This is a genomic window from Brevundimonas albigilva, from assembly GCF_023503965.1.
GTDB lineage: Bacteria > Pseudomonadota > Alphaproteobacteria > Caulobacterales > Caulobacteraceae > Brevundimonas > Brevundimonas albigilva.
This window is the reverse complement of record NZ_CP097298.1, coordinates 1,388,786-1,413,648: the sequence shown is the minus strand read 5'-3', so window position 1 is coordinate 1,413,648 and position 24,863 is coordinate 1,388,786. Positions and strand designations below refer to the sequence as shown.

At 71.6% G+C, this 24,863-nt stretch carries 23 protein-coding genes and 4 pseudogenes; 14 read left to right on the top strand and 13 right to left on the bottom strand.

Going from position 1 to position 24,863, the window contains the following annotated elements; all coding sequences use genetic code 11:
- Positions 1-35: 35 nt before the first annotated feature.
- Complete coding sequence (locus MU852_RS07385; RefSeq protein WP_430641215.1) at positions 36-1,067, bottom strand: cation diffusion facilitator family transporter; 1,032 nt, start codon at positions 1,065-1,067, stop codon at positions 36-38.
- Positions 1,068-1,165: 98 nt separating this feature from the next.
- Here MU852_RS07385 and MU852_RS07380 point away from each other — a divergent pair, with 98 nt between their 5' ends.
- From MU852_RS07380 to MU852_RS07325, 12 genes and pseudogenes are all read left to right on the top strand, one after another.
- A complete protein-coding gene (locus MU852_RS07380; RefSeq protein ID WP_249751644.1) occupies positions 1,166-2,326 on the top strand; it encodes a citrate/2-methylcitrate synthase in 1,161 nt (386 codons plus the stop codon).
- A gap of 23 nt (positions 2,327-2,349) precedes the next feature.
- A complete protein-coding gene (locus tag MU852_RS07375) occupies positions 2,350-3,150 on the top strand; it encodes an undecaprenyl-diphosphate phosphatase (protein ID WP_249751643.1) in 801 nt (266 codons plus the stop codon).
- Between the two features lies 1 nt (position 3,151).
- The gene (locus MU852_RS07370; protein ID WP_249751642.1) at positions 3,152-4,063 is read left to right on the top strand and encodes a class I SAM-dependent methyltransferase; all 912 of its coding nucleotides are present in this window, start codon (positions 3,152-3,154) and stop codon (positions 4,061-4,063) included.
- A gap of 32 nt (positions 4,064-4,095) precedes the next feature.
- Entirely contained in the window at positions 4,096-4,845 is a 750-nt protein-coding gene (locus MU852_RS07365) for a 16S rRNA pseudouridine(516) synthase (RefSeq protein WP_249751641.1), read from the top strand.
- Positions 4,846-4,876: 31 nt separating this feature from the next.
- The gene (locus MU852_RS07360; RefSeq protein ID WP_249751640.1) at positions 4,877-5,770 is read left to right on the top strand and encodes an NAD(P)/FAD-dependent oxidoreductase; all 894 of its coding nucleotides are present in this window, start codon (positions 4,877-4,879) and stop codon (positions 5,768-5,770) included.
- Positions 5,686-6,090 carry an NAD(P)/FAD-dependent oxidoreductase gene (locus MU852_RS07355; protein ID WP_249751639.1) on the top strand — a complete coding sequence of 135 codons (405 nt, stop codon included), beginning with the start codon at positions 5,686-5,688 and terminating at the stop codon, positions 6,088-6,090. Before MU852_RS07360 ends, MU852_RS07355 begins: the two co-directional genes overlap by 85 nt.
- A gap of 117 nt (positions 6,091-6,207) precedes the next feature.
- Positions 6,208-6,844 (top strand): annotated as a pseudogene (locus MU852_RS07350) (phosphoribosylanthranilate isomerase).
- A gap of 47 nt (positions 6,845-6,891) precedes the next feature.
- Positions 6,892-8,106 carry a tryptophan synthase subunit beta gene (trpB, locus tag MU852_RS07345; protein WP_249751885.1) on the top strand — a complete coding sequence of 405 codons (1,215 nt, stop codon included), beginning with the start codon at positions 6,892-6,894 and terminating at the stop codon, positions 8,104-8,106.
- A complete protein-coding gene (locus MU852_RS07340) occupies positions 8,103-8,576 on the top strand; it encodes a hypothetical protein (RefSeq protein ID WP_249751638.1) in 474 nt (157 codons plus the stop codon). Before trpB ends, MU852_RS07340 begins: the two co-directional genes overlap by 4 nt.
- Positions 8,573-9,415, top strand: coding sequence for a tryptophan synthase subunit alpha (trpA, locus tag MU852_RS07335; protein WP_249751637.1), 843 nt, complete (start codon positions 8,573-8,575; stop codon positions 9,413-9,415). Before MU852_RS07340 ends, trpA begins: the two co-directional genes overlap by 4 nt.
- Before the next feature lie 10 nt (positions 9,416-9,425).
- Positions 9,426-10,320: pseudogene (locus tag MU852_RS07330) on the top strand (acetyl-CoA carboxylase carboxyltransferase subunit beta).
- A 5-nt stretch (positions 10,321-10,325) separates the two neighbouring features.
- On the top strand, positions 10,326-11,600 hold the full coding sequence (locus tag MU852_RS07325; protein WP_249751636.1) for a bifunctional folylpolyglutamate synthase/dihydrofolate synthase: 1,275 nt from the start codon (positions 10,326-10,328) through the stop codon (positions 11,598-11,600).
- 13 nt (positions 11,601-11,613) lie between these two features.
- Here MU852_RS07325 and MU852_RS07320 read toward each other — a convergent pair whose 3' ends face one another.
- On the bottom strand, positions 11,614-11,799 hold the full coding sequence (locus MU852_RS07320; RefSeq protein ID WP_249751635.1) for a hypothetical protein: 186 nt from the start codon (positions 11,797-11,799) through the stop codon (positions 11,614-11,616).
- Positions 11,800-11,866: 67 nt separating this feature from the next.
- Between MU852_RS07320 and MU852_RS07315 the strand changes: the two genes are divergently transcribed.
- Positions 11,867-12,298, top strand: a complete 432-nt coding sequence (locus MU852_RS07315) for a hypothetical protein (protein ID WP_249751634.1) — start codon at positions 11,867-11,869, stop codon at positions 12,296-12,298.
- A gap of 63 nt (positions 12,299-12,361) precedes the next feature.
- Here MU852_RS07315 and trxA read toward each other — a convergent pair whose 3' ends face one another.
- From trxA to MU852_RS07260, 11 genes and pseudogenes are all read right to left on the bottom strand, one after another.
- Positions 12,362-12,697 (bottom strand): thioredoxin, encoded by a 336-nt coding sequence (trxA, locus tag MU852_RS07310; RefSeq protein WP_249751633.1) that lies wholly within the window; start codon positions 12,695-12,697, stop codon positions 12,362-12,364.
- 119 nt (positions 12,698-12,816) lie between these two features.
- Positions 12,817-13,233, bottom strand: coding sequence for a PD-(D/E)XK nuclease family protein (locus MU852_RS07305; RefSeq protein ID WP_249751632.1), 417 nt, complete (start codon positions 13,231-13,233; stop codon positions 12,817-12,819).
- Positions 13,234-13,303: 70 nt separating this feature from the next.
- Complete coding sequence (locus MU852_RS17330) at positions 13,304-15,196, bottom strand: 3'-5' exonuclease (RefSeq protein WP_283843857.1); 1,893 nt, start codon at positions 15,194-15,196, stop codon at positions 13,304-13,306.
- On the bottom strand, positions 15,193-15,585 hold the full coding sequence (locus MU852_RS07290) for a hypothetical protein (RefSeq protein WP_249751631.1): 393 nt from the start codon (positions 15,583-15,585) through the stop codon (positions 15,193-15,195). The genes MU852_RS17330 and MU852_RS07290 overlap by 4 nt, the downstream gene beginning before the upstream one ends.
- Positions 15,573-16,334, bottom strand: a complete 762-nt coding sequence (locus MU852_RS07285) for a UvrD-helicase domain-containing protein (protein ID WP_249751630.1) — start codon at positions 16,332-16,334, stop codon at positions 15,573-15,575. The genes MU852_RS07290 and MU852_RS07285 overlap by 13 nt, the downstream gene beginning before the upstream one ends.
- Positions 16,331-18,232 (bottom strand): double-strand break repair protein AddB, encoded by a 1,902-nt coding sequence (addB, locus tag MU852_RS17810; protein WP_347342377.1) that lies wholly within the window; start codon positions 18,230-18,232, stop codon positions 16,331-16,333. Before addB ends, MU852_RS07285 begins: the two co-directional genes overlap by 4 nt.
- The gene (locus MU852_RS17805; protein WP_347342356.1) at positions 18,184-19,206 is read right to left on the bottom strand and encodes a PD-(D/E)XK nuclease family protein; all 1,023 of its coding nucleotides are present in this window, start codon (positions 19,204-19,206) and stop codon (positions 18,184-18,186) included. The genes addB and MU852_RS17805 overlap by 49 nt, the downstream gene beginning before the upstream one ends.
- A 210-nt stretch (positions 19,207-19,416) precedes the next feature.
- Entirely contained in the window at positions 19,417-20,136 is a 720-nt protein-coding gene (murU, locus tag MU852_RS07275; RefSeq protein WP_249751629.1) for an N-acetylmuramate alpha-1-phosphate uridylyltransferase MurU, read from the bottom strand.
- Positions 20,133-21,226, bottom strand: a pseudogene (gene amgK / locus MU852_RS07270) (N-acetylmuramate/N-acetylglucosamine kinase AmgK). Before amgK ends, murU begins: the two are co-directional and overlap by 4 nt.
- 9 nt (positions 21,227-21,235) lie before the next feature.
- Positions 21,236-21,676 carry a tRNA (adenosine(37)-N6)-threonylcarbamoyltransferase complex ATPase subunit type 1 TsaE gene (gene tsaE / locus MU852_RS07265; protein WP_249751628.1) on the bottom strand — a complete coding sequence of 147 codons (441 nt, stop codon included), beginning with the start codon at positions 21,674-21,676 and terminating at the stop codon, positions 21,236-21,238.
- A pseudogene (locus tag MU852_RS07260) lies at positions 21,673-22,538 on the bottom strand (GNAT family N-acetyltransferase). Before MU852_RS07260 ends, tsaE begins: the two are co-directional and overlap by 4 nt.
- Positions 22,539-22,711: 173 nt before the next feature.
- Between MU852_RS07260 and MU852_RS07255 the strand changes: the two are divergent.
- Positions 22,712-24,823, top strand: coding sequence for a S9 family peptidase (locus MU852_RS07255; RefSeq protein ID WP_249751627.1), 2,112 nt, complete (start codon positions 22,712-22,714; stop codon positions 24,821-24,823).
- Positions 24,824-24,863 lie beyond the last annotated feature (40 nt).

Sequence of the window (24,863 nt, the reverse complement as noted above, 5' to 3'; positions counted from 1 at the left end):
ATGCGCCGACACCCGTTAAACGCGCGTTTACCGCGTCAGGACCACGGCCCCTTCGGCGCGGCGGGCGCCTGGACCGCTTCGACGGGGACGTCGGGCTCGGGCGGCGCCACGTCCCGGTGTTCGGCCGGCGCCTCGGCATGGACGCCGCCGTGGGCCTGGCCCACGCCGCGCGGATCGGCGTGGATCAGGATGCCGGCTGTCGGATAATGGCTGAGCACCCGCGTCTCGGCCTCGACCACGATGGCGTGGGCGGCCTCCAGCGTCAGGGCGGGATCCAGGTCGACGTGCATCTGGATCATCATCACCTGACCCGCCATGCGGGTGCGCAGCTGGTGCACCCCCGAGATGCGCGGGTCCTCCAGCACGGCGCGCGTGATGGCGGCCAGGTCCTCCGCGGGCGTGGCCCGGTCCAGCAGGTGGTCGGCCGCCGCGCGCAGCATTCCGACCGCCCCCCAGAACAGCCAGACCGCGACCACCAGGCCGGCCGCGGCGTCCAGCCCCGGCGCGCCCAGGAAGGCGCCCGAGACCACCCCCACCAGCACCACCGCATTGGCGGCCAGATCGGCGGCGTAGTGCGCCCGGTCGCCCGCGACGGCCAGGGAGCCGGTCTTCCTGAGCGCGCGCGTCTGCATCGCCACCAGGCCCGCGGTGATCAGGATCGAGACGACGACCACGCCGGTCGCCCAGGCGCCGGCGGTGACGGGACGGGGGTCCATCACCCGCTGCAACGCCTCCCAGCCGATGAAGACGGCCGAGGCGAACACCAGCCCGGCCTGGACCAGGGCGGCCAAGGCCTCGCCCTTGCCGTGGCCGTAGCGATGTTCGGAATCCGGCGGGGCGGCGGCCCATCGCACGGCGAAGAATGTCGCCAGGGACGCCGCCAGGTCCAGGGCGGAATCGGCCAGGCTGGCCAGGATGGAGACCGAACCGGAGGCGCCCAGGGCGAAGGCCTTGAGCGCGATCAGCACCACCGCGACGGCGACGGACAGCCGGGTGATCCGCCGCGTGGCGAGATGGGCGTCGTCGAGGGGGCGGGCGTCGTCATGGTCTCGACCTTGTCGCGCAATCGCCGTCGAAAGCCAACCGACGCCGCGCGCGCGTTAGGGTTAAAGACATAAAACGCCGCTATGTCGTTTCCCGTCATTCGATCACGGGGGCGAACGCCATGGACGAGGATCGGCGCTGGATCGACCGCCACGAGGCCCTGACACGGTTGGGCGTCAAGGCGCAGACGCTGTACGCCTACGTCAGCCGGGGCCGCATCGCCGCCCGGCCGGACCCCGCGCATCCCAGGCGAAGCCTCTACGCGGCCGCCGACGTGGCGCGGTTGTGCGGCGCGGACACGCAAGACGCCGCGACGGCCCGACCGGCGCAGGGCGCCGCGGCGCGGGGCGAGGCGGACCTGACCTCCTCGGTCTCGCTGTTCGCGGGCGGGCGCCTGTTCTATCGCGGCCTGGACGCCATCCAGCTGGCCGAACAGGCGACGGTGGAGGATGTGGCGCGCCGGCTGTGGGACGCGCGGCCGGACGACTGTTTCGCCGGGCTCAAGCCGCGCATCGATCCGATCGTCGGCGGGGCCACGCGCCGGCGCATCCTGGCGGTGCTGGGGCGGCGCCTGACCGAGGATCGGTCCATGCGCGCCCACGATGTCCCCAGCCTCAAGCGCGAGGCCGGCGCGCTGCTGAACGAAGTGGTCGACAGCGTCTCCGGCCCGGGGCCGCGCCTCTATTTCCACCAGCGCCTGGCGCGGGGCCTGAAGGCGCCCGAGCGCGACAGCCATCTGCTCCGCCGCGCCCTGATCCTGGGCGCCGAGGCGGGGCTGAGCGACGCCGTGCTGGCGACCCGGACCGCGGCGGCCGGCGGCGCCCCGTTGGCCGGGGCCGTCCTGGCGGGCCTGACGACGCTGGAAGGCTCGGTCCTGGGCGCGCTCGACGATGTCGTGGCCTATGTCGGGGAAGCGCGGCGCGATCCCGAAGAGGCGGCGCGGCGGTGGATCGCGCTCAGGGGCTCGCCTCCCGGCTTCGGCGGCTGGAACGTCACGCCCGACGATCCGCGCGCCGCGGCGCTGCTGAAGGCGGCGGACCTGGGCGACGAGCTGGCGGCGATAAGGACCGAGGGCGAGAGGGCCAGCGGCCGCAAGGCGGACTTCGGCCTGGCGCTGGCGCTGATCTCGCGTCGCCTGGAGCTGGGACCGACGGGCGCGGGCGATCTTCTGATGCTGGGTCGGCTGATCGGCCTGATCGCCCATGCGCTGGACCAGGTCATCGACGGCTCGCCTATCCGGGCGCGCATGCGCTATGTGGGGCCCGAACCGGGCGCGAACTGATCCCGGTCTTCAGCGGGATCTTCATGTCGGACTGGCTTGCGGCGATCATTCTGGGTCTGGTCGAGGGACTGACCGAGTTCATTCCGGTGTCCTCCACCGGCCACATGCTTCTGCTGGGCCATTTCATGGGCTTCGAGAGCGCCGGCAAGACCTTCGAGATCGTCATCCAGCTGGGCGCCCTGCTGGCCATCGTCAGCGTCTATTTCCGCCGGCTGTGGACGCTTGCGACGCGCTGGCCGTTCGACCCCGAGGCCCGCCGCTTCCTGATCGGCCTTTTGGTCGCCTTCGCCCCGGCGGTGGTGATCGGCTTTCTGGCCTATGACTTCATCAAGACGGTGCTGTTCGAGACGCCCCAGGTCATCTGCGTCGCCCTGATCGTCGGCGGGGTGATCCTTTTGGCGCTGGACCGGATGGACAAGCGGCCCCGGTGGCTGGACGCCAGCGCCTATCCGATGCGGGTCTATTTCCTGATCGGCCTGTTCCAGTGCCTGGCGATGATTCCCGGCGTGTCGCGCTCGGGCGCGACCATCGCCGGCGGACTGCTGCTGAAGACCGACAAGCGGTCGGCGGCCGAGTTCAGCTTCTTCCTGGCCCTGCCGACCATGGGCGCGGCGGTGGCCTACGACCTGTTCAAGAACCGGGCGGTGCTGGATTTCAGCGACATCGGCCTGATCGTCGTAGGCTTCCTGGTGGCGTTCGTCTCGGCCCTGGCGGTGGTGCGCTTCCTGCTGGACTTCGTGTCGCGACGCGGCTTCGCCCCGTTCGCCTGGTGGCGGATCGTGGTCGGCGTGGCGGGCCTGGCGCTGCTGCAGGCCGGATTCTGAGATGACCGTGCTGCTGTACGGCCGGCCGCCGGCGGTGTTCGACCCGCCCGGCGACGCGACCCAGACCTCGCCGCTGATCCCGGAGTCGGCCGCCCTGGAGGCGCAGGCGCCCGGATCGGCGGACGCCGTGATGATCTACGCGCCGCCGGGCGTGCTGGAACGACGCTACGTCCTGGCGCTGGCGCTGCGAGCGCTCAAGGCCGGCGGGCGACTGGACGTCATGGCCCCCAAGGACAAGGGCGGTTCGCGGCTGGGCAAGGAGCTGAAGGCCTTCGGGGTCGAGGTCGCCGAGACGGCCAAGGCGCACCACCGGCGCTGCGTCGTCATCCGCCCCCGGACGGCCGATGGACTGGACGCGGCGATCCAGGCGGCGATCCAGGCGGGCGGCCCGCAGATCGTGCCGGGGCTGGAGGCCTGGTCGCAGCCGGGCGTGTTCGCCTGGGACCGGATCGACCCGGGCACCGCCCTGCTGGCCGACCACCTGCCGCCGATGAAGGGGGAAGGCGTCGACCTGGGCTGCGGCTACGGCGCCCTGGCGACGGTGGTGCTGCGCTCGCCCGAGGTCACGAAGCTGAAGCTGGTGGATCTGGACCGCCGCGCCATCCAGGCCGCCCGCCGCAACATCGAGGACGCCCGCGCCAAGGTGTGGTGGTCCGACGCGCGCACGCTGGAGGCGCGGGGCGACAAGGATTTCGTGGTCAGCAATCCGCCCTTCCACGACGGGGGCGCCGAAGACCGTCGGCTGGGCCAGGCCTTTGTCAGGAAGGCGGCGGAGCTGCTGAAGAAGGGCGGAACGGCCTGGATCGTCGCCAACCGGCACCTGCCCTATGAGGCCGAACTTGACGCGGCGTTCACGCGGGTTCGGCTGGTCGCGGACGCCGGCGGCTACAAGCTGTTCGAGGCGGTGAAGTGACCGCGCCCAAGCAGCCCGCAGGGCGATAGCGCATGAGAAAAATTCCGACCTCTCGCGTCGATCGCCTGCTCGGCTCGATGGGCTATGGCTCGCGCGCGGAGATGGCGCGCATGGCCAAGGCCGGCGGCGTCGTGCTGGACGGCGCGGACCTGACGGACGTGTCGAAACGCATCGCGGTCACCCCCGACCTGCCGTCGCGGATGGACATCGACGGCGAGCCGCTGGACCCCGTTCCGGGCCTGGTGCTGATGCTGAACAAGCCGCTGGGCATGACGTGCTCGCACAAGGAAGAGGGCGCGCTGGTCTATGACATCCTGCCCGACCGGTGGCGCAGGCGCGATCCGGCCATCTCGACCATCGGACGGCTGGACAAGCAGACCACGGGGCTCTTGCTGCTGACCGACGACGGCGACCTGCTGCACCGGGTGATCTCGCCCCGCCGTCATGTGGCCAAGGTCTATCGCGCCGCGCTGGCGCGACCGCTGGTCGGGACGGAAGCCGCCCTGTTCGCCTCGGGCGAGCTGGTTCTGGAAGGCGAGGACAAGCCCCTGGCCCCCGCCGCGCTGGAGGTGGTGTCGCCGACCGAGGCGCTGCTGACCGTGACCGAGGGCCGTTATCACCAGGTGCGGCGCATGTTCGCGGCCGTCGGCAACCATGTCGAGGCGCTGCACCGCGAGCGTATGGGCGGGCTGACCCTGCCGCCCGACCTGGCGCCCGGCCAGTGGCGGCTGCTGACGCCGGAAGAAATCGGTTCGATCTTCACGGAACCGACCGCTCCCTGATGATCTATGGCTCCGCTGGAGGGGAGCGATCATGGCCGGGGCCACCACCAAGAGGGATCTGCGAACGGGGCGCTCGCTCTGGGCGGACAGCCCGGGGCTGGGCGTCAGGACGCGCCCGCTGACCCAGGCGATCGCGGTCGATGTCGCCATCGTCGGCGCGGGGATCAGCGGCGCCTTCATGGCCCACGAACTGGCCCGCGATCATTCGGTGGCCGTGCTGGATCGGCGGCCGCCGCTGATGGGCTCCACCATCGCCTCCACCGCCCTGCTGCAGTGGGAGATCGACCTGCCGCTGAACGCCCTTGCCGAACGGATCGGCACGGCGAAGGCGCGCCGGGCCTATCTCCGGTCGCGGGCGGCGGTCGAGGCGCTGGAGCGGATCGTGTCGGATGAAGGAATCCGCTGCGGACTCAAGCCCAAGCGGACGCTTTATCTGGCGGGCGACGACTACGGTCGACGAGCGCTGGAGGCCGAGGCCGAAGCCCGGGCGGCGATCGGGCTGGAAAGCCGCTTCGTCCCGCCGGCGGAGTTGCGCGACCGCTTCGACATGGCGCGCACCGGCGCCATCCTTTCGGAAGGATCCGCCAGCGGCGATCCGGCCCGGCTGGCGGCTGGGCTGTTGCGGCGCGCAGGCGAAAACGGCGCGAGGATCCATTCCCCGGTCGAGGTGCTGGAAGCGGTCGGCGATCCCGAAGGCGTCACCCTGCTGACCGACGCGGGCCACGCCGTGCGGGCCAGGACGGTCGTCTTCTGCTGCGGCTACGAATTCCCCAAGGGCGTGCCGACGCCTGGCGCCAAGGTGATCTCGACCTGGGCGATGGCGTCCAGGCCCCGGATGCGATGCCCGGCCTGGCTGCGCGACACCCTGGTCTGGGAGGCGTCCGATCCGTACCTCTATTTTCGCATGGGCGCGACGGGCGGCTGATCGTCGGCGGCGAGGACGAGCCCTCGGCGACCGCGCACCAGGACAAGGCGAAGCTGAAACGCAAGTGCGAGACGATCACGCGCAAGCTGCGCCGGCTGTTGCCCGACGTGGACTTCGAAGTCGATTACGCCTGGGCGGGCGCCTTCGGCGAAAGCCAGACCGGCCTGCCGCAGATCGGGCCGGTGAAGGGCATGGAGCATGTCCACGCCGTCATGGGGTTCGGCGGCAACGGCATCACCTATTCGGTGATCGCCTCCGAAGTGGTCGGACGGGCGGTGCGGGGCGAGACCGATCCGGACGCGGACCTGTATCGGCCCTGATGGATTTCGCACGCCCGACGGCTATCTTGACGGCCATGTCCAGCATGTCGTGGCTTACGCTTTCGGCGATGAGACTGCGACGGCGGCCAGGCTGACGGGTGTCGAGGTGATTTCGGTATGACGGCGATCAAGATCTGCGGCCTGACGACGCCGGAAACGCTGGACGCCGCCCTGGATGCGGGGGCGGATTTCGTCGGGGCGGTGGTGTTTCCGCAAAGCCCGCGCCACATCGTGCCGGACAGGGCCGCCAGGCTGTTCGAGCGGGCGCGCGGGCGGGCGAAGATCGTGGCGGTGACGGTCGACGCCGAGGACGCCCTGCTTGACGAGATCGCGCGGACGCTGAAGCCGGATTTCATCCAGCTGCACGGGGCCGAAACGCCCGTCCGCGCCGAGCGGGCGCGCGCCGTGACGGGCGCGGGGATGATCAAGGCCTTGCCGATCCGGCGTGGAGACGACTTCGCCGCCGCCGACGAATGGGATTATCACGCCGATCACCTGATGTTCGACGCCAAGCCGCCCGAGGGGGCCGTGCTGCCGGGCGGCGTCGGACACCGCTTCGACTGGACCCTGCTGGGCGACCGGGTGTTTCGCCATCCGTGGTTCCTGGCGGGGGCTGAATCCTGACAATGTCGGCGAGGCGCTCAGGATCACCGGCGCGCCGATGGTGGATGTGTCCTCTGGCGTGGAAAGCGCGCCGGGTGTTAAGGACGCCGGCCGGATCGCGGCCTTCATCCAAAACGCGCGCCGGACGTAATTACGCCGCCTCCCCGGGATTTCGTCCCCTGCGTGAAAGCTGAAGCCGTGAACGCCATCCTGCCCAACACCTACGCCTGGCCCGATGCGGAGGGGCGGTTCGGCCCCTACGGCGGCCGGTTCGTCGCCGAAACCCTGATGCCGCTGATCCATGAACTGGACGCGGCCTACGCCGCGGCCAAGGCGGACCCGGCGTTCCAGGCCGAGCTGGACGGCTTTCTGACCCACTATGTCGGCCGCGAGAGCCCGCTGTATTTCGCCGAGCGCCTGACCCAGCATTTCGGCGGCGCGAACATCTGGCTGAAGCGCGAGGACCTGAACCACACGGGCGCGCACAAGATCAACAACTGCATGGGCCAGATCCTGCTGGCCCGACGCATGGGCAAGACCCGGATCATCGCCGAGACCGGCGCCGGCCAGCACGGCGTGGCGTCCGCCACGGTGGCCGCCCGCTTCGGCCTGCCCTGCACCGTCTATATGGGCGCGGTGGACGTGGAGCGTCAGCAGCCCAACGTCTTCCGCATGCGTCTGCTGGGCGCGGAGGTCTTCCCCGTCACGGCCGGCGCCGCGACCCTGAAGGACGCGATGAACGAGGCCATGCGCGACTGGGTGACCAATGTCGCCGACACCTATTACATCATCGGCACGGCGGCCGGCCCCGCGCCCTATCCGGCCATGGTGCGCGACTTTCAGTCGGTGATCGGCAAGGAGATCAAGACCCAGTCGCAGGCCCAGATGGGCAAGTTGCCCGAGGCGGTCGTCGCCTGCATCGGCGGCGGATCGAACGCCATCGGCGCCTTCCATCCCTTCATCGGCGACGAGGGCGTGCGCCTGGTCGGGGTCGAGGCGGCGGGCTACGGCCTGGACACGCCCGACCACGCGGCCAGCCTGAAGGGCGGCCGGCCCGGCGTGCTGCACGGCAACCGCACCTATCTGCTTCAGGACGACGACGGCAACATCGTCGAAGGGCATTCGATCTCGGCGGGCCTGGACTATCCGGGCATCGGCCCCGAGCACGCCTGGCTGCACGACATCGGCAGGGCCGAGTACCGTTCGGCGACCGACGCCGAGGCGCTGGAGGCGTTCCAGCTGTGCTCCAAGCTGGAGGGGATCATCCCGGCGCTGGAGCCGGCCCACGCCCTGGCGCGCACGGGCGAGGTCGCGCGCGAAGTCGGCAAGGGCGGCGACGTCGTGCTTCTGATGTCCGGCCGGGGCGACAAGGACATCTTCCAGGTCGCCCGTCATCTGGGAGTCGAACTGTGATCCAGACCCTGGCGGCGCTGGCCGCTCTGACCCTTTCCGCCGCCTCGCCGACCCCGGCGGCGGCGTTGGCCCAATCGACGCAGAGCCCGCCAGCGGAAGCCCAGCCGACGGCCGCCGACCTCGTCCTGCCGGGGGCGACGGCCGCCCCGGACTGCGGGCCGCGACCGGAACTTTCCAACATCGCCTTCTGCGTCACGGCGCCCCTGTCGGCGATCGGGGGCTTGGGCGACGCCTATTTCGCCAGGTTCCAGGCGCTGGGCTGGCTTCCGGCGGACGGCGACGACAATCGGGTGATCTTCATCCGGCGGCGAGAGGCCGGCGGCTGCGACGGCCTGCAGATGCTGGCCTTCTACGACCAGGACAAGCCGACGACCGGGACCGAGCCCGGCTATCTGGCCTTCGCCGCCGTGCCCGGCGACGTCTGCGCGTCCGCGCCTTCCGCCACGCCTCCAGCCTCCGAGCCGCAATGACCACCGCCCGCATCGACGCCCGCTTCAACGCCCTGAAGGCCGAAGGCCGCGCCGGCTTCGTCGCCTATGTGATGGGCGGCGACCCCGACGGCGACCAGGCGCTGGACATCCTGAAGGGCCTGCCCGCAGCCGGGGCCGACATCATCGAACTGGGCTTTCCCTTCAGCGATCCGATGGCCGAGGGGCCGCCGATCCAGAAGGCGGCGCTGCGCGGTCTGAAGGCCGGCTTCGGCCTGGGCGCGACGCTGGAACTGGCGCGCGCCTTCCGCCAGGGCGACGCCGACACCCCCGTCATCCTGATGGGTTATCTGAACCCGATAGAGAACCTGGGCTATGACGCCTTCGCCCAGCGGGCGGCCGCCTGCGGCGTCGACGGCGTGATCGTGGTGGACTGCCCGCCCGAAGAGGCCGCGCCGCTGGTCGAGGCGCTGGACAAGGCGTCCCTGTCGCTGATCCGCCTGGCCACGCCGACGTCTGACGACGCGCGCCTGAAGGTCGTCGCTCAGGGCACGTCGGGCTTCGTCTATTATGTCTCGGTCGCGGGCGTCACCGGCGTCAAGGAAGCCGAGGCGGCCGCCGTCGCTCCGGCGGTGGAGCGGGTCAGGCGCGCCTCGGGCCTGCCCGTCGCGGTCGGCTTCGGCGTCAAGACGCCAGAACGCGCCGCCGAGATCGCCCGCGTCGCCGACGCCGTGGTCGTGGGTTCGGCCCTGGTGGACGAGGTCGCCGCGGCCCTGGAGGCGAACGAAGCGGTCGCGCCGCGCGTTCTGGCCAAGGTCAAGGCGCTGGGCGACGCGGTTCGGTCCGCGGCCTCTAGTGCGTCCGTCGCGGAAACCGTCTAAAGGGCCAGCCATGGTCGACAAGAACAAGCCGCAACAGGAAAAGCGCGGAGGCTGGCTGAGCCGCTTCGCGCCAGGCGTCCGCAAGATCGTCTCGCGCCGGGAGACCCCGGACAATCTGTGGGTCAAGGATCCGGACACGGGCGAGATGCTGTATCGCTCGGACCTGGAGGCCTCGCTGTGGGTGACGCCGTCGGGCCGGCATATGCGGATCGACGCGCCCACGCGGCTGCGCTTCACCTTCGACGACGGCCGCTATGAGGCGATCGACACGCCGGACGTGCCCGAGGACCCGCTGAAATTCTCGGACGGCAAGCCGTACAAGGACCGTCTGAACGCCGCGCGCAAGGCGGCGGGCCGCAAGGACACGATGGCCATCGGCGTCGGCGCCGTGGGCGGCCAGGACGCGGTCGTGATCGTGCAGGACTTCACCTTCATGGGCGGCTCGCTGGGCATGGCGGCGGGCGAGGCCTTCATCAAGGCCGCGCGCGAGGCCATGTCGCGCAAGGCGCCGCTGGTGTGCTTCACCGCCGCCGGCGGCGCGCGCATGCAAGAGGGCGCCCTGTCGCTGATGCAGATGGCGCGCACCACCCTGGCCATCGAGGAACTGAAGACCGCCCGCCTGCCCTACGCCGTGGTTCTGACCGACCCGACGACCGGCGGGGTCACGGCCTCCTACGCCATGCTGGGCGACGTGCACCTGGCCGAGCCGGGCGCCCTGATCGGCTTCGCCGGCCCGCGCGTGATCGAGGCCACCATCCGCGAGAAGCTGCCGCCGGGCTTCCAGCGCGCGGAATATCTGCAGGAGAAGGGCATGGTCGACCAGGTCGTGGCCCGAGCCGACCCTGCCGCGCGCCCTGGGTCAGATCCTGTCCATGCTGATGGGCGGAACCCGCCAGGCGGCCTGACGGCCGTGGACCCGATTTCGGAACGGCTGCGCGCCCGCCACCCGCAACGGATCGACCTGTCGCTGGACCGGATGCGGGCGCTGTGCGCGGCGCTGGGCGATCCGCAGCATCGGTTGCCGCCGGTGGTCCATGTCGCGGGCACCAACGGCAAGGGATCGACCGTCGCCTTCCTGCGCGCGATCGCCGAGGCGGCGGGCCTGCGCGTTCACGCCTACACCTCGCCGCACCTCGTGCGCTTCAACGAACGGATTCGCCTGGCCGGAAGGCTGATCGAGGACGAGGCGCTGAACGCCGTGCTGGATCGGATCGAGGCGGTTTCCGGCCAGGCGACCGTGTTCGAGAGCACCACCGCCGCCGCCTTCGTCGCCATGAGCGAGACCCCCGCCGACCTGGCCATCGTCGAGGTGGGCCTGGGCGGGGTGCTGGACGCCACCAACGTCATCGAACGCCCGCTGCTGAGCGTGATCGCGCCGGTCGACTACGACCATGCCGAATTCCTTGGCACGGACCTGGCGGTCATCGCCTCGGAAAAGGCGGGGGTGCTGAAGGCCGGGGCGCCGGCGGTTATAGGCCGCCAGCGCGAGGAGGCCATGGCCGCCATCGAACGGCGCGCGACCGACGTTCGGGCGCGGCTGACGGTGCTGGGCGTCGACTTCGACGCCTGGGCCGAGCGCGGCGGCCTGGCCTTCCAGACGGCGGACCTGTTCATGGACCTGCCGGCGCCGGCCCTGGCGGGAACGCACCAGATCGACAACGCCGCCCTGGCGATCGCGGCGGCGCTGGAACTGGACCTGCCCGAGGCCGCCATCGCGGAGGGCCTGCGCACGGCGCGCTGGCCGGCGCGGCTGCAGCGGATCACGGCGGGGCCCTATGGCGAGGCGGCGCGGGCGGCGGACGCCGAGCTGTGGCTGGACGGCGGGCACAATCCCCACGCCGGGCGGGCGTTGGCCGCCTTCCTGACCGCGCGGCAGGCGCGTGCGCCGCGCCCGCTGGCCCTGATCTGCGGCATGCTGGCGAACAAGGACCAGGGCGGCTTCTTCGAGGCGCTGAAGGAGACGGGCGCGACCGTCTTCACGGTCGGATTCGAAGGCGCCGCGGCCGAACCGAGCGCCCTGGCGGCGGTGGCGCGCGGCCACGGCCTGGGCGCGACGGCGGCCGGTTCGGTCGATGAGGCGCTGAAGCTGGCGCTGCGTCTGGGGGCAGGTCGCGTGGCCATCTGCGGCTCGCTGTATCTGGCCGGCGAGGTGCTGGGCTCCAGTCGCGAGACCTGGCCGGATTGACGGTCCGCCGTCCCTATTTGCTCATCCACGGGCGCGACTTGCCCGCATCGATCTTGGCGTTCTGCTCGCGCTGGAACCGGCCGCCGCGCGGCGGCTTGGGCCGGGCGTCGATCTTGGCGGTCTTCAGCCGCAGCGCCTTTTGCGCCGGGGTTTCGCCCGGCACGTCGTCGGCGGGGGGCGTGGGGGCGTCGTCGGTCATGGCTTCGTGTCTATCACGTTCCAGTTAGACTGTATCCAACCGAGGTCCCGCGTGGTGGGATGGCCTCATGTCATCCATCGCGCTGTTCGCCCTTCTGTTCGCAGGCCAGGAGATCGTCGTATCGGCCGTAGAGCCGCGCGCGGCCGATCCCTGGATCCAGTCCGTAAGCGCACGCTGCGGGAGTGAAACCCTGCGCATCGAGGGCTATGGCGCAGGCCGTCCCTTGGACAGGGGCGTCAGCCTCTCGACCGACGGCGCGGATGTGGAAGGCGTCCACGTCGCCGACATGGCGGCCGATCTGGGGCACGTTTCAGCCGCCTATCGCCTTGAGATCACCTGCGGGCGCGACGACGCCTTCATGGTCCGCATAAATCGGGGCGAGGCGGGCATGGCCGACGCTGTTCGATATGAGGTCGCGTCGGCGACGATCCAAGGAAAGGCGCTGACGTCCTATTCAGGCATGCAGCCCGCGAACGCGTCCACGTTCTGGTTCAGGTGACGGACAAAAACGCCCGCCGGTCGAGACACCGGCGGGCGTTCGATCTTCGGCGGAAGCGAAGGATCAGGCGACGGCCTTGACGCCCGCCTCGGCCAGCCATTCGACGATCTTGCCCTTGGGCATGGCGCCGACCTTCATCGAGGTCATCTGGCCGTCCTTGAACAGCATCAGGGTCGGAATGCCCTTCACGCCCAGCTTGGAGGGGGTCATGGGGCTGTCGTCGATATTGACCTTGGCCACCGTGACCTGGCCGCCCAGTTCGTCGGCGATCTGCTCCAGCGCCGGGCCGATCTGCTTGCAGGGGCCGCACCACTCGGCCCAAAAATCCACCAGGACCGGCGTGGACGCCTTGAGGACGTCGGCGTCGAAGCTTTCGTCGGTGACTTTTACCGTCGCCATAGGGGGGCTCCTTGGGGCGCTGGCGCTGCGGCCCGCGGGGGCTCGCGGCGTGAGCGCGAATGAGAGTGGCCGGATTCGTCCGGGTTCGATGGCAGATGTGGGAGCGAATCGCGGGCAAATCAACCGCTCGCCAGCGCCGCCTTCAGCATCGGCTCGGGGATCGGCATCAGCCTTGGCCCGTCGGTCCAGACCAGGGCCGCCTCGACCGGGCGGTCCGGGTAGAGCCGCCTGAGCACCGCGGCATAGACCGCCGCCTGGAGCACATAGGCCGGATCGACCGCCTCGATCACGTCGGGGGCGGGGCGGTTGGTCTTGTAGTCGACGACCAGAACGCGCTCGGGCGTGACCACCAGCCGGTCGATGCGGCCGTTGATCGCGACGCCGGCGGGCAGTTCGGGCGCCGATCCGGTCAGGGCGACCTCGGCGCGCGAGCCGGGGCCGAAGACGGGGGCGAAGCGGTCGTCGTCCAGCACCGAGAAGGCGGCGGCGATCATCTCGGCGCGCTGGGCCTCGTTCAGGTCGACCTCGCGCGCCAACAGGCGACGCGCCGCGTCGTCGGGCGATCGGCCGGGGGGATGTCGGGCAGGCGTTCCAGCAGGCGGTGGATCAGGTCGCCGCGACGGAACCGACCCAGGGCCGAGCCGAGCCCCGCTCCGCCGCCCGCCTGGGCCAGGGGGAGGGCGCCGGGATGCGAATCGACCCTTCCATCCGCGACGGCGAGGCGAAACGGGCCGCGGCGTCGGCGGGCGGCGGCCGCATCGCCCAGTCGGGGACGACCGCGCGCGCGGCGGCGGCCGAGGGCGTCGGCGCCCCGGAGGCGGGATCGGGCCCGAACCGCAGGCGGCCTTCGGGAAGATCGCGCACCTTTCCTTCGGCCTTCAGCCGCTCGAAGGTTCCGGCGATCACGTCCCACCAGCTGCCGGCCTCGAACCCCTCCTTGGGCGAACGGGTCTTGCGGCCCATGACGATCAGCCGGTCGCGCGCGCGGGTCAGGGCGACATAGAGCAGGCGCAGGGATTCCGCGTCGGCGCGGTCCACGCGGGCCTGGCGCACCTGGGCCGAAAGGGCGCAGTCGGCCTTGGCGCTGGAGGGGCACATCAGCCAGGCTTCCGTCCCGTCGGGCAGGGCGGCGGGCATCAGGGTGGGCCCCTGCGGTTTCGCCTTCGCCGTCGTGTCGGGCAGGATCACGATCGGCGCCTCCAGCCCCTTGGAGCCGTGGACGGTCATCACGCGCACCTCGTCGCGCGCGCCCTCCATCTCGCGCTTCACCTCGACATCGGCCTGTTCCAGCAGGCTCAGGCAGGTCTCCAGGTCGCGGCCGCCCCGCTCCTCGGCCGCCAGGACCTGGGCCAGGGTCTCGTCGATCGCCTCCTCGGCCTCTCGTCCCAGCCGGTCCAGGATGCGCGCGCGGCCCGAGCGGCCGTCGGCGCCGATCCGGTTCAGCGCCAGGGAGAAGAAGGCGAACGGGGCGCGGTCGCGCGCGGCGATCAGCGCCTCCAGCAGGGCGCGCGCCTCGGCCCAGGCCGGCTGTTCGTGCGCGCGGTCCCTCAGGGTCCGCCACAGGCCGCGACCCTGGCGCGCCACCTTGTCCGCCAACGGATAGAGGGCGTGGTCCGGCCCGAAATCGGGCACGTCGCAGAACGGGCTGCGCAGGATTTCCGCCAGCGACAGGTCGTCGTCGGGATAGAGGGCGAACCGCGCCAGGGAGACCAGGTCGTCGAAGACGATGTGGCTGGACAGCTTCAGCCGGTCGGCCCCCGCGACGGGGACGCCCTCGATCTTCAGTGCGCGGATGATCTCCTCGAAGGTGGCGTCGCGACGGCGCACCAGCACCAGGAAATCGCCGTAGCGGACGGGGCGCATCGCTCCGCGGCGTTCGGGGTCGTGGATGGCCGCGCCTTCCCGCACCTGGCGTCCGATCTCGCGCGCCAGGGCCTGGGCCAGCTGTTTTCTCGCGCTGCGGCTGTCCTCCTTGTCGACGGGGGCGTTCCAGGCCTCGCGGTCGGGCGTGGCGGGATCCTCGAACAGGGGCCACAGGTCCACCGAGCCCGACTGGCCGGCGCGGGCGGGCCGGTGCACGGCGATGTCGCCGGCGTCCCCCGCCAGGGCGCGGGTCCGTTCGGGGTTGTCGAAGGCCGCATCGACGAAAGCCAGGATCTCGGGCGTGGAGCGGAACGAGGTGTCCAGCGGCACCTCGCGGAACTGGGCCCCCGCCGCGCGCGCCAGGGCGTCATAGGCCCGCGCCTCCTGCCTCAGCCGTTCCGGCCGGGCGCCCTGGAAGGAATAGATCGACTGCTTCTCGTCGCCGACGCCGAAGACGGTGCGGGGGATGGCGGCGTCGCGACGAGCCGCGCCGTCTCCGGCGAAGAAGGGCTCGGTCAGGGCGCGCACGATGGCCCACTGATCCGGCGCCGTGTCCTGGGCCTCGTCGATCAGCACGTGCTCGATTCCGCCGTCCAGCTTGTAGAGCACCCAGGCGGCGCTGGCGCGCCGGGTCAGCAGCTCGACCGTGCGGCCGACCAGGTCGGTGAAGTCCAGCGCCCCCTGGCCCGCTTGGCCGCCTCATAGAGGGCGGCGTGGACGCCCGCCAGGGTCAGGACCTTGCGCGTCTCGTCGGCGACACGCGCCGCGCGGGCCCGGTCCAGCGTCGACAGGTACTTCAGCGAGATGTCGGCCAGATAGGTCGAGGCGCCGGGCGGGGCCTTGGACGTGCCGAACCTGTCGCGCGCCACGCCCTTGGAATCGATGAAGATCGACGTCATGGCCTGAAGCGTCGTCTCGGGCGGGACGGCGGCGCGCATCTGGGCCGCCAGCTTCTGGTCGTTGGCGCCGCCCGCGGCGAAGCCGTCGGCGGCGGCCCGCCAATCGTCGGGATTCAGCCAGGCCATGAAGTCGGCCTCGATGGCCTGGGGCGTCTCGTCGGGCGCGACCCCGCACAGGACGTGCGGCCCCGGCGCGGTCCCGGCCTCGATGCGGGCCAGATAGTCCAGCAGCGCCTCGCGCCGGGCTTCGATGGCGTCGAGCAGGGCGTGAAAGTCGCCCCACGCCAGTTCCACCGCGTTGGGGCGTAGGCGTCCCCGACCGGGCCGTCGCCGTCCTTCAGCGCGTAACGGGCCAGATCCTCTCGCGCGGCGTGGGACAGGGTCAGCGCCGCTTGGTCCTCCAGCACCTCGAAACCCGGCGCGACCCCGGCCTCCAGCGGAAAGCGGCGCAACAGCTTTTCGCAGAAGGCGTGGATGGTCTGGATCTTCAGCCCGCCGGGCGTCTCCAGCGCGCGGGCGAACAGGACGCGGGCCTCGGACAGTTCGGCGTCGCCCAGATCGCCGGGGTCGCGCCCGTCCAGCCGGGCCAGGTCCTCAGCCAATGCGCGGTCGTCGGCGACGGCCCATTCGCCCAGCCGCTGGAACAGCCGGGCCTGCATCTCGGCGGCGGCGGCCTTGGTGTAGGTGACGCACAGGATCTCGCCCGGCTTCACCCGTTTCAGCAGCAGGCGCGCCACCCGGCTGACCAGGGTGGTGGTCTTGCCCGACCCGGCGTTGGCGGTGACGAAGATCGACAGGGCCGGATCGGCGGCGGTCGCCTGATTGGCGCGGGCCAGGTCCACGGGGTTCGGGTCGAGCGGGGACGGGTCGGTCATTCGGTCGCCTCGTCCTCTCCGCCCACGACGTGCCATTCCCACACGCGCGCTAGGTGGTCGTAGTTGCCGCCGAAGGAGCCCATGAACTGGGGCGCCACCCACGAGGCGTAGGGCGTGGCCTCGTCGTCGAAGGCCTCGACGCCCTGCTTAAGCCGTTCCAGCTCGCGCGTCGCCAGGTCGGCGGCCGACAGGGCGTTGCTGCGCCCCTGCCGGGAGACGTCGGTGACGACGCCCGGCTCGCGACGGCCGGTGACCCGCACATACAGCAGTTCGCTGGCCTGGGTCGGCGGGGCGGAAAAGCCGCCTTCGGCCAGGATGGCGGCGGTCAGGGTCAGCTGCGGGGCGAAACCCTGCACCACCTGCTTCTGGCTGGGCGTCGATCCGGTCTTGAAGTCGATCACGGCCGCGCCGGTCGCGTCCAGCTCGATCCGGTCGGCGCGCGCGGTCAGGGTGAAGGGGCCGCCCGGCGCATCGAAGGCCAGGGCGCCCGACTGTTCGATCAGCAGGGTCGCGCCCCGTTCGCGCCGCTCGCGCTCGAACCGCTCCAGCCAACGGGCGCAGTTGCGGGCCAAGGGACGCTCTCGGGCCAGGGCGGCGTCCTCGAACCCGGCGTCGGTCAGGGCTTCGTGCAGGAAGCCCTCGATCTGGTCGGCGCAGTCGTCCGGCAGGGCCTCGGGCCAGGTGTGGACGATGCGTTCGATGGCGGCGTGGATGGCGTTTCCGCGCGCCATCGCCTCGGCCGAAGCGCCGGGCCGGTCCAGGACCTTCAGCCCCAGGATGCGCTGGGCGTATATGGCGTAGGGGTCGCGCACCCAGCGCTCCACGCCGGTGACGGGCAGTTCGCGCGGCCGCCGGTCCGCGGGCGGCGTCGGCGCGGGACGGCGGGCGTAGTCGGGCGCGGGCCGCGCCGGGGCGTCCAGCGCGCGGGTCCATTCGGCGACGTGAGCAGGGGCGGGGACGACCACGGGCGTTGTCTCGGCGTCGGCCCCGCGCGCCAGCATGTCCAGTCGCCACAGCCAGCGCGAGCGCACGGCCGGCTGGCCCCCGCGCCGCTCGGTGTGGATCAGGACGGCTTCGTCCGCGCAGGCGGCCTGGACGAAGTCCTGGGCGCTCTGGCCGATGCGGCGTTCCGGCGGCGGCAGGCCCAGCGCCTTTCGCATCGGCCGCGACAGGAAGGGATCGACCGGCGCGCCCTGGGGCCAGACGCCCTCTTCCAGACCGGCCAGGATCATTCGGTCGGCCCGCACCAGCCGCGCCTCGATGGCGCCCAGGATCCGCAGCGACGGATGGGTCGCCCCGCCGGTGCGGACCACGGAATCGGCCAGCAGCCCCTGGACCAGGTCGACCAGGTCCTGGGGCCGCACCGCGCCCAGGGAAGCCCCGCCGGTGATGAGATTCGACAACAGGGCGGCGGCGGCCTCCCCGTCCAGCCCGGCCCAGGCGTCCTGGCCCGCCAGCGCCTCGACGAGGGCCGTCAGGGCGCGCGCGGCGGCGTCCAGCGGGGCCTCGGGCCCGAAGACGGCGCGGGCGGCCGACGCCAGGCTTTCCAGCCGGGCCGACAGGGCGCGGGCCTCGGCGTGGCGCCTGACCCGCCCTTCGGAGGGCGGGGCGCCGTCGCGGTTCGGCCCCAAGGCCTTGTCCAGCCTGAGGTTCAGCCGCGCGAAACTGGACGGGCGCGGGCCGCGCAGGCCCATGTCCTCCAGGGCGGCGGTCGCGCGGGCCGGGTCGACCTCGCCCAGGTCCAGGCTGACCAGCGGGTGTTTCAGCAGGCCCAGCAGCACCTGCGGATCGGTGCGCGTCGCCATCCACCGCGCGCAGAGATCGACCAGCACGCCGGCCGGCATCCGGTTCAGCGGCTGGCCCGCCGAGGCGTCGGCGACGACGCCCCACCGTTCCAGCCGCGCGGCGACGCGCCGGCCCAGCCCTGATCCGGCGTGACCAGGGCGCAGGTCTTTCCGGGCGTTTCCAGCACCTCGCGCATCATCAGGGCGATGGCGGCCGCGGTCTCCTCGTCGTGACGCATCGTCAGGACCGACAGACCGTCCAGCCCGTCGGCGATGGGATCGCTGGACCGGCCGGCCTCGGCCGCGCGGACGCGGATGTCGCGGATGGCGTCGCGCCAGTCGCCGGTGGCGTCGGCGGGACGCAGGGCCTCGTTCAGCAGACGCTGGCGGGCCAGGCCCTTCTGTTCGACCGAGGCCGAGACGGCGGGGCGGAACCAGGGGCGGACCGCCGCGCGGGGAACGTCGTGCCGTTCCAGCAGACGCTTCAGCGCGCGCTGGGGGTGCTGTTCGTTGTCGGCGTCGATCTGGCGCCAGACCTGCTCGTCCAGATCAAGGTCGAGGCCCGGCAGGACCACGCATCCCAGGGGCGCGCGCGCCACCGCGCCCAGGACGTCGGCGGCGGCGGGCATGGTGCCGGTCGAACCGGCGGCGATGACCGGCTGGGCCGGCGGATGGGCGTCCCACAGTTCGGCGAGACGGCGCAGCAGGGTCGCGCGTCGCCAGGCCGGGTCGACCAGGCCCAGTTCCTTCAGACGCTCCGGCCAGGCCCTGACCCCCAGTCCCAGGAATTCGGCCGACCGCTCCCAGTGTTCGGCCATCTCGCCCTCGACCAGGCGCGCGACGCGCTCCGGCTCGACCACCTCCTCCAGCTGGCACGAGTCCAGGAAGCCGCCCAGGGCGTCTGCCAGGTCCAGCGCCCGCATCGGCGTCAGGTCGGAATCGAACCGCTCCACGATCATGCGCGCCATTTCGAACCGGCGCGTCAGCGGGGCGATGGCGGGCGGCAGGTCCAGGCCCAGGGCGCCGGGCGTGAAGGGCGGCTCGTCCTCCTCCAGATCGCCCAGCGGCCGCACCTGGGGCAGCAGCACCGGACGATCCCGGGACAGTCTGGACAGGGCGCCGGCGAAAGCCCGCGCCGCCCCGACGATTGGGCAGCAGGATGAGGGCGTCCGACAAGGTTTCCGGCGCCTGTTCGCCCAGCCAGTCCAGCACGCCGGCGGCCAGATCCTCCAGGAACGGCCGGTGCGCCGGCACGGCGAACCAGCGGGGGCCGGACCCGACGAAGGGGTCGAATCCGCTCACGCGGCCTCGCCCAGCCTGGCCTCGGCTTCGTCCCGCGCGCCGGGGTCGCCAACGTGCATCCAGTCGCCGTCAAGCACGCAGCCGAACAGGCGTCCCTCGGCCGCCGACCGGCGCCACAGGGGGCTCAGCGAAAAGGGGCCGTCCGGGCCGTCGTCGGCGTATCCGGGCCGGGTGATGTGGACGCCCATATAGGCGAAGGGGGCGGACGGGGCGTCGCCGCGAAAGGTCAGGCGACCGTCTTCGGCCAGGAAGAAATCGCCGTCGCCCTCGAAGCCGATCGAGCCCTCGCGGCGGGCCAGCAGCAGGGCGGCGTCCATCGTATCCGGGTTCCACAGGCGGACCAGGTCGGCCAGGGCGTCCCCCCGGTCGATCCAGATGCTGTCGATATTGGCCACGAACACCGGATCGTCGCCCAGCAGGGCATGGGCCTTCTTCAGCCCGCCGCCGGTCTCCAGCAGTTCGGCGCGCTCGTCGGAGATGACGACCTCGGGGCCGCGGTCCCGCGAATTCAGATGGCCTTCCAGCCGGTCGGCGAACCAGTGGACGTTGACCACGGCCTTTTCCACCCCGGCGTCGGCCAGCCGGTCCAGCACATGGTCGATCAGGGCGCGGCCGCCCACCTCGACCAGGGCCTTGGGCCGGTCGTCGGTCAGGGGGCGCATCCGGGTGCCCAGGCCGGCGGCCAGCACCATCGCGGTCGTGGGCGCGCGGCTCATGCCCGGACCTCCGCCGGCACGTGCCGGTCGAACCAGCGCGCGACGGGCGCCAGGGCCGGCTGTTCCAGATTGGCGTTCAGATGTCGCCACATGCGCGGCAGGAAGCGGGCGTAGCGCGGCTTGCCGTCCCGCGCGATCAGCCGGGCGAAGATCCCGATGATCCGCGCCTGGTTCAGCGCCGCCAGACCGGCGTAGTCGGCCATGAAGGCGGCCCGGTCGACGCCGGGACGCAGGGCGAAATAGCGGTCCAGCGCCTGGGCTTCCAGGGCGGGCGACACGTCGCGGCGCGCGTCCTGCAACAGGGAGTGCAGGTCCCAGGACGGATGGGCCCGCACCGCGTCTTGGAAGTCGATCATCCCGACCCGCGCGGCGCCCTGGCGCTCGGGCAGCCAGATCAGGTTCTCGGCGTGATAGTCGCGGTGCGCCATGACCGAGGCCCCGCGCGCGCCCGAGGCGACGATCGGCGCCCAGGCCTCGCGCCAGTCGGCGACAGCGTCGTCGTCGAAGCTCACCCGGTCGTCCAGCTTCGGCAGCCAGTCGACGAACAGGTCCGCGCCGCCCTGCAGCGCCGTCTCGTCATAGGTCAGCATCGGCCAGTCGCCGCCGGGGCCGTTCAGGACGGCGGCGGCGGATCACCGGCGTCATGCAGCGTCGCCAGCGCCTCTATGGCGGCCAGGTAAAGCGGCGTCTCGTCGGCGCCGTCGGCGATCACGCGGGCGAACAGGTCGTCGCCGAAGTCCTCCAGCACCGCCAGGCCGTTCGCGGCGTCGAGGGCGGGCAGGTCGGGCGCCGACAGCCCCAGCGCCTTCAGGTGGGCCGCGACGGCGGCGAAGGCCTCGATCCGGCCGGCCGACAGCCGGGCGACCGCATTCCAGCCGGCGGCGCGGCGCTGGTCCGGCGACCAGGACGGATCGCACGGCGGGCTTTCGGCGGCCGGCGCCTGGTCCATCAGCATCAGGGTGGGGCCGGTCGCGGGCGTCAGCCGTTCGTAGCGCCGGGTCGAGGCGTCGCCGGGCAGGGCAAGGCGCACGGCGTCGTCCAGGCCGGCGGCCTTCAGGAAATCGAGACGGAGGGCTTCGCGGTCAGACATGCAGTTCCTTCACCCGCGTTTCCCAGCGCCCTGCGCCGAAACGGTCGCAAGGCGGCCTTCGCCCTGTTCGGAGATGGCGATGACCAGCCGATCCGGCCCCAGGAAACGACCGGGATCCTCGCCAAGCCGTTCGGGCCATTCGATGACGGCGCAGCCGTCGTCCAGCGCCTCGTCCAGGCCGATCTCGAACGCCTCTTCCGGCCGGGTCAGGCGATACAGGTCGAAATGCGCCACGGCCGGCTCGCTGTCGTAGAACTGGACCAGGGTGAAAGTGGGCGACGGCACGTCTTCGTCCGGCGTGGTCAGGGCGCGGATCAGGCCGCGCGCCAGGGTGGACTTGCCCATGCCCAGCGGCCCGTACAGCAGCACGCTGTCGCCCGTCCGCAACAGGGGCGCGACGGCCTGGCCCAGGCGCGTGGTGGCCGCGGCGTCGGGCAGCACGATCCTCATGCGAACACCGCGTCGGGGTCGGCGGCCAGCGTGCGCTCGGTGAACCGCTTCAGCGCCTCGGTCGCCCGGGCCGCGTCGATGTCCAGCCGCTGGGCGGGTATGGGGCGGCCGACCTGGACGGTGAAGGACTTGCCCGCCTTGTTCAGCAGTTCGTGGAACAGGGTGACGTCGCGCAGTTCCTGCGAGACCTTGTCGAACAGGTGGAACAGGCGGCTGTAGGGGCCGGCGACATGCATGGGCACGACCGGCGCATCGTATTTCCGCGCCAGGGAGGCGGCGGTCGGGGCCCACTCCGGGTCGGTCAGCCGGCCCGCCCTGTCCACCCGCGCCAGCCTCCCGGCCGGGAACATGACCACGCACCGCTCGGCCTCGAAGGCGTCCCTGGCCGCGTTCAGGGTGGCGCGCGTCTTTTCGCGCGTGCGCTTGGCGTTGACCCATTCCACGGGAATGATCGCCTCGCCCAGGCGCGGCGAGACGCGCAGGGCGTCGGCGTTGGCGAAGAATATCGCATCCTGGCGCCGCGTCCTGACGGCGTCATGGACGGCCACCCCGTCGGCGATGCCGGTCGGATGGTTGCACACCACCACGCGCGGCCGGCCGCGGGCAGTCGGTCCATGTCCTTCGCCGTCACCTTCAGCGACAACAGGTCGGAGACGTGCTCCAGGGTGTCATGACCGGACAGCGGCCGGATCGCGTCGGCCATCCGCACCGCCTCGCCATAGCCCAGAACGCCGTAGAGGACTGGTCGCACGACCGGCCAGAAGGGCGAGGCCGTCAGGCGCGGCGCGCGCTCGGCGATCAGCACGTCGACGATGTGCGGCTGGGCCCCGGGCGGGGCCGTTGTCGGCGAAGCAGCTTCCATTCTCATCGCTTGTCGCCGGTTCGCCGCGGCCGGGCAAGCTGTCAGATGCGCGCCGCTTCCAAGACGTGGGGCGGCCGCTTGTCGGGGCGGGCGGCCCTCCGCCGCATCGGCAACTTCCGCCCGGCGAACGGTGGTGCTACGCCTCGCGCAGCACGCTTTGCGAGGAATGCCCCATGCGCCACCGTTTCCTGTTGTCCGCCGCCTGCGCGGCCGCCGCCCTGATGGCCGCCGCGCCGGCCCTGGCCCAGGTGCCGCCCGCGCCGGTTCCGGCCGCCCCCGCGACGCCCGACGCCTTCACCTATCGCGACATGATCTCGGCCAACCGTCTGGGCGATCCGCAGGTCTCGCCGGACGGCCGCTATGTGGTCTATTCCGTCACCACCACCGACGTGGCGGCGAACCGGCGGGCGGGCAGCCTATGGATGCTGGATCTGAACGCGCCGGATCAGGCGCCGCGCCGGCTGGCCATCTCGGACCAGGGCGCCAACACCGCCCGCTGGGGCGGGGACGGAAATCTGTACTTCCTGTCCGGAAAGTCGGGGACCAGCCAGGTCTGGCGCGTCGCCTCGCCCACGGCGGCGCCCATTCAGGTCACCAGCCTGCCGCTGGACGTGAACGCCTATCGCCTGAGCCCTTCGGCGGACAAGATGGCGGTGTCGCTGGCCGTCTATCCCGACGCGGCGGACCTGAACGCCTCGGTCGAGACGGGCAAGGCGCTGGCCGAGCGCAAGACCACCGGCCAGGTCTATGACCGCATGTTCGTGCGCCATTGGGACACCTGGAACGACCACACCCAGAACCACCTGTTCGTCCAGTCGATCGGCCGCGACGGCAAGGCGACGGGGCAGCCGGTGTGGGTGACCAAGGGCTTCGACGGCGACACGCCGTCCAAGCCGTTCGGCGACGAGAGCGACTTCACCTTCACCCCGGCGGGCGACGCCATCGTCTTCTCGGCCCGTCTGGCCGGCCAGACCGAGCCGTGGAGCACCAATTTCGACCTGTGGAAGACCAATGGCCTGACCGGCGACGGGACCTTCGCCAACCTGACCCCGGACAATCCGGCCTGGGACGCCGGGCCGGTGTTCTCGCCGGACGGCCGCACCCTGGCCTATCGCGCCATGGCCCGCCCGGGTTTCGAGGCCGACCGCTACCAGATCGTGCTGAAGGACGTCGAGACCGGCCAGACGCGCGAGATCGCCTCGAACTGGGACCGTTCGGCCGACACCCTGCAATGGTCGCGCGACGGCCAGACCCTCTACACCACCGCCGGCGACGTCGGCTCGACCCGGCTGTTCGCGGTGGACACCCGCAACGGGGTGGTGACGCCGATCACGGGGAGCGGTCATGTCTCGGCCTTCCAGCAGACGCCGTCGGGCTTCGTCTTCGCCCAGGACAGCCTGCGCGAGCCGGGCGACCTGTACTTCAAGACCTATCTGGGCCGCGAGACGCCCCGGCGCCTGACCACCGCCAATCCCGACTTCGCCGCCAAGGCGTTCGGCGACTACGAGCAGTTCAGCTTCCCCGGCTGGAACAACGAGACGGTCCACGGCTATGTCATCAAGCCGGTCGGCTATCAGGAAGGGCGCAAGTATCCGGTCGCCTTCCTGATCCACGGCGGACCGCAGGGCTCGTTCGGCGACAGCTGGTCCTATCGCTGGAACCCCGAGACCTACGCCGGCGCCGGCTATGCGGTGGTGATGATCGATTTCCACGGCTCGACCGGCTACGGCCAGGCCTTCACAGACGCGATCAGCCAGCACTGGGGCGACCGCCCGCTGGAGGACCTGCAGAAGGGCTGGGCGGCGGCGCAGCAGAAGTACGACTTCCTGGACGGCGACAACGCCTGCGCCCTGGGCGCCTCGTACGGCGGCTACATGATCAACTGGATCGCCGGGAAGTGGAACGACGCCTTCAAGTGCCTGGTCAACCACGACGGGGTCTTCGACACCTTCGGCATGGGCTACGCGACCGAGGAACTGTGGTTCACCGAATGGGAATACGGCGGCACGCCGTGGGATCACCCCGAGGGCTATCAGAAGTTCAACCCGGCCAATCACGTCGAGAACTGGAAGACGCCGATGCTGGTGGTGCAGGGCGACCTGGATTTCCGCATCCCGACCGCCCAGGGCCTGTCGACCTTCACGGCGCTTCAGCGGCGGGGCGTCGACAGCCGGCTGATCGTCTTCCCCAACGAGAACCACTGGGTGCTGAAGCCGGCCAACAGCCTGCAATGGCACGACGAGGTGTTCGGCTGGCTGAACAAGCATCTCGGCCAGGCCGAGTAGCGCCTGCCGCGATCAGAGAACCGAAGGGCGCGGTCGACGG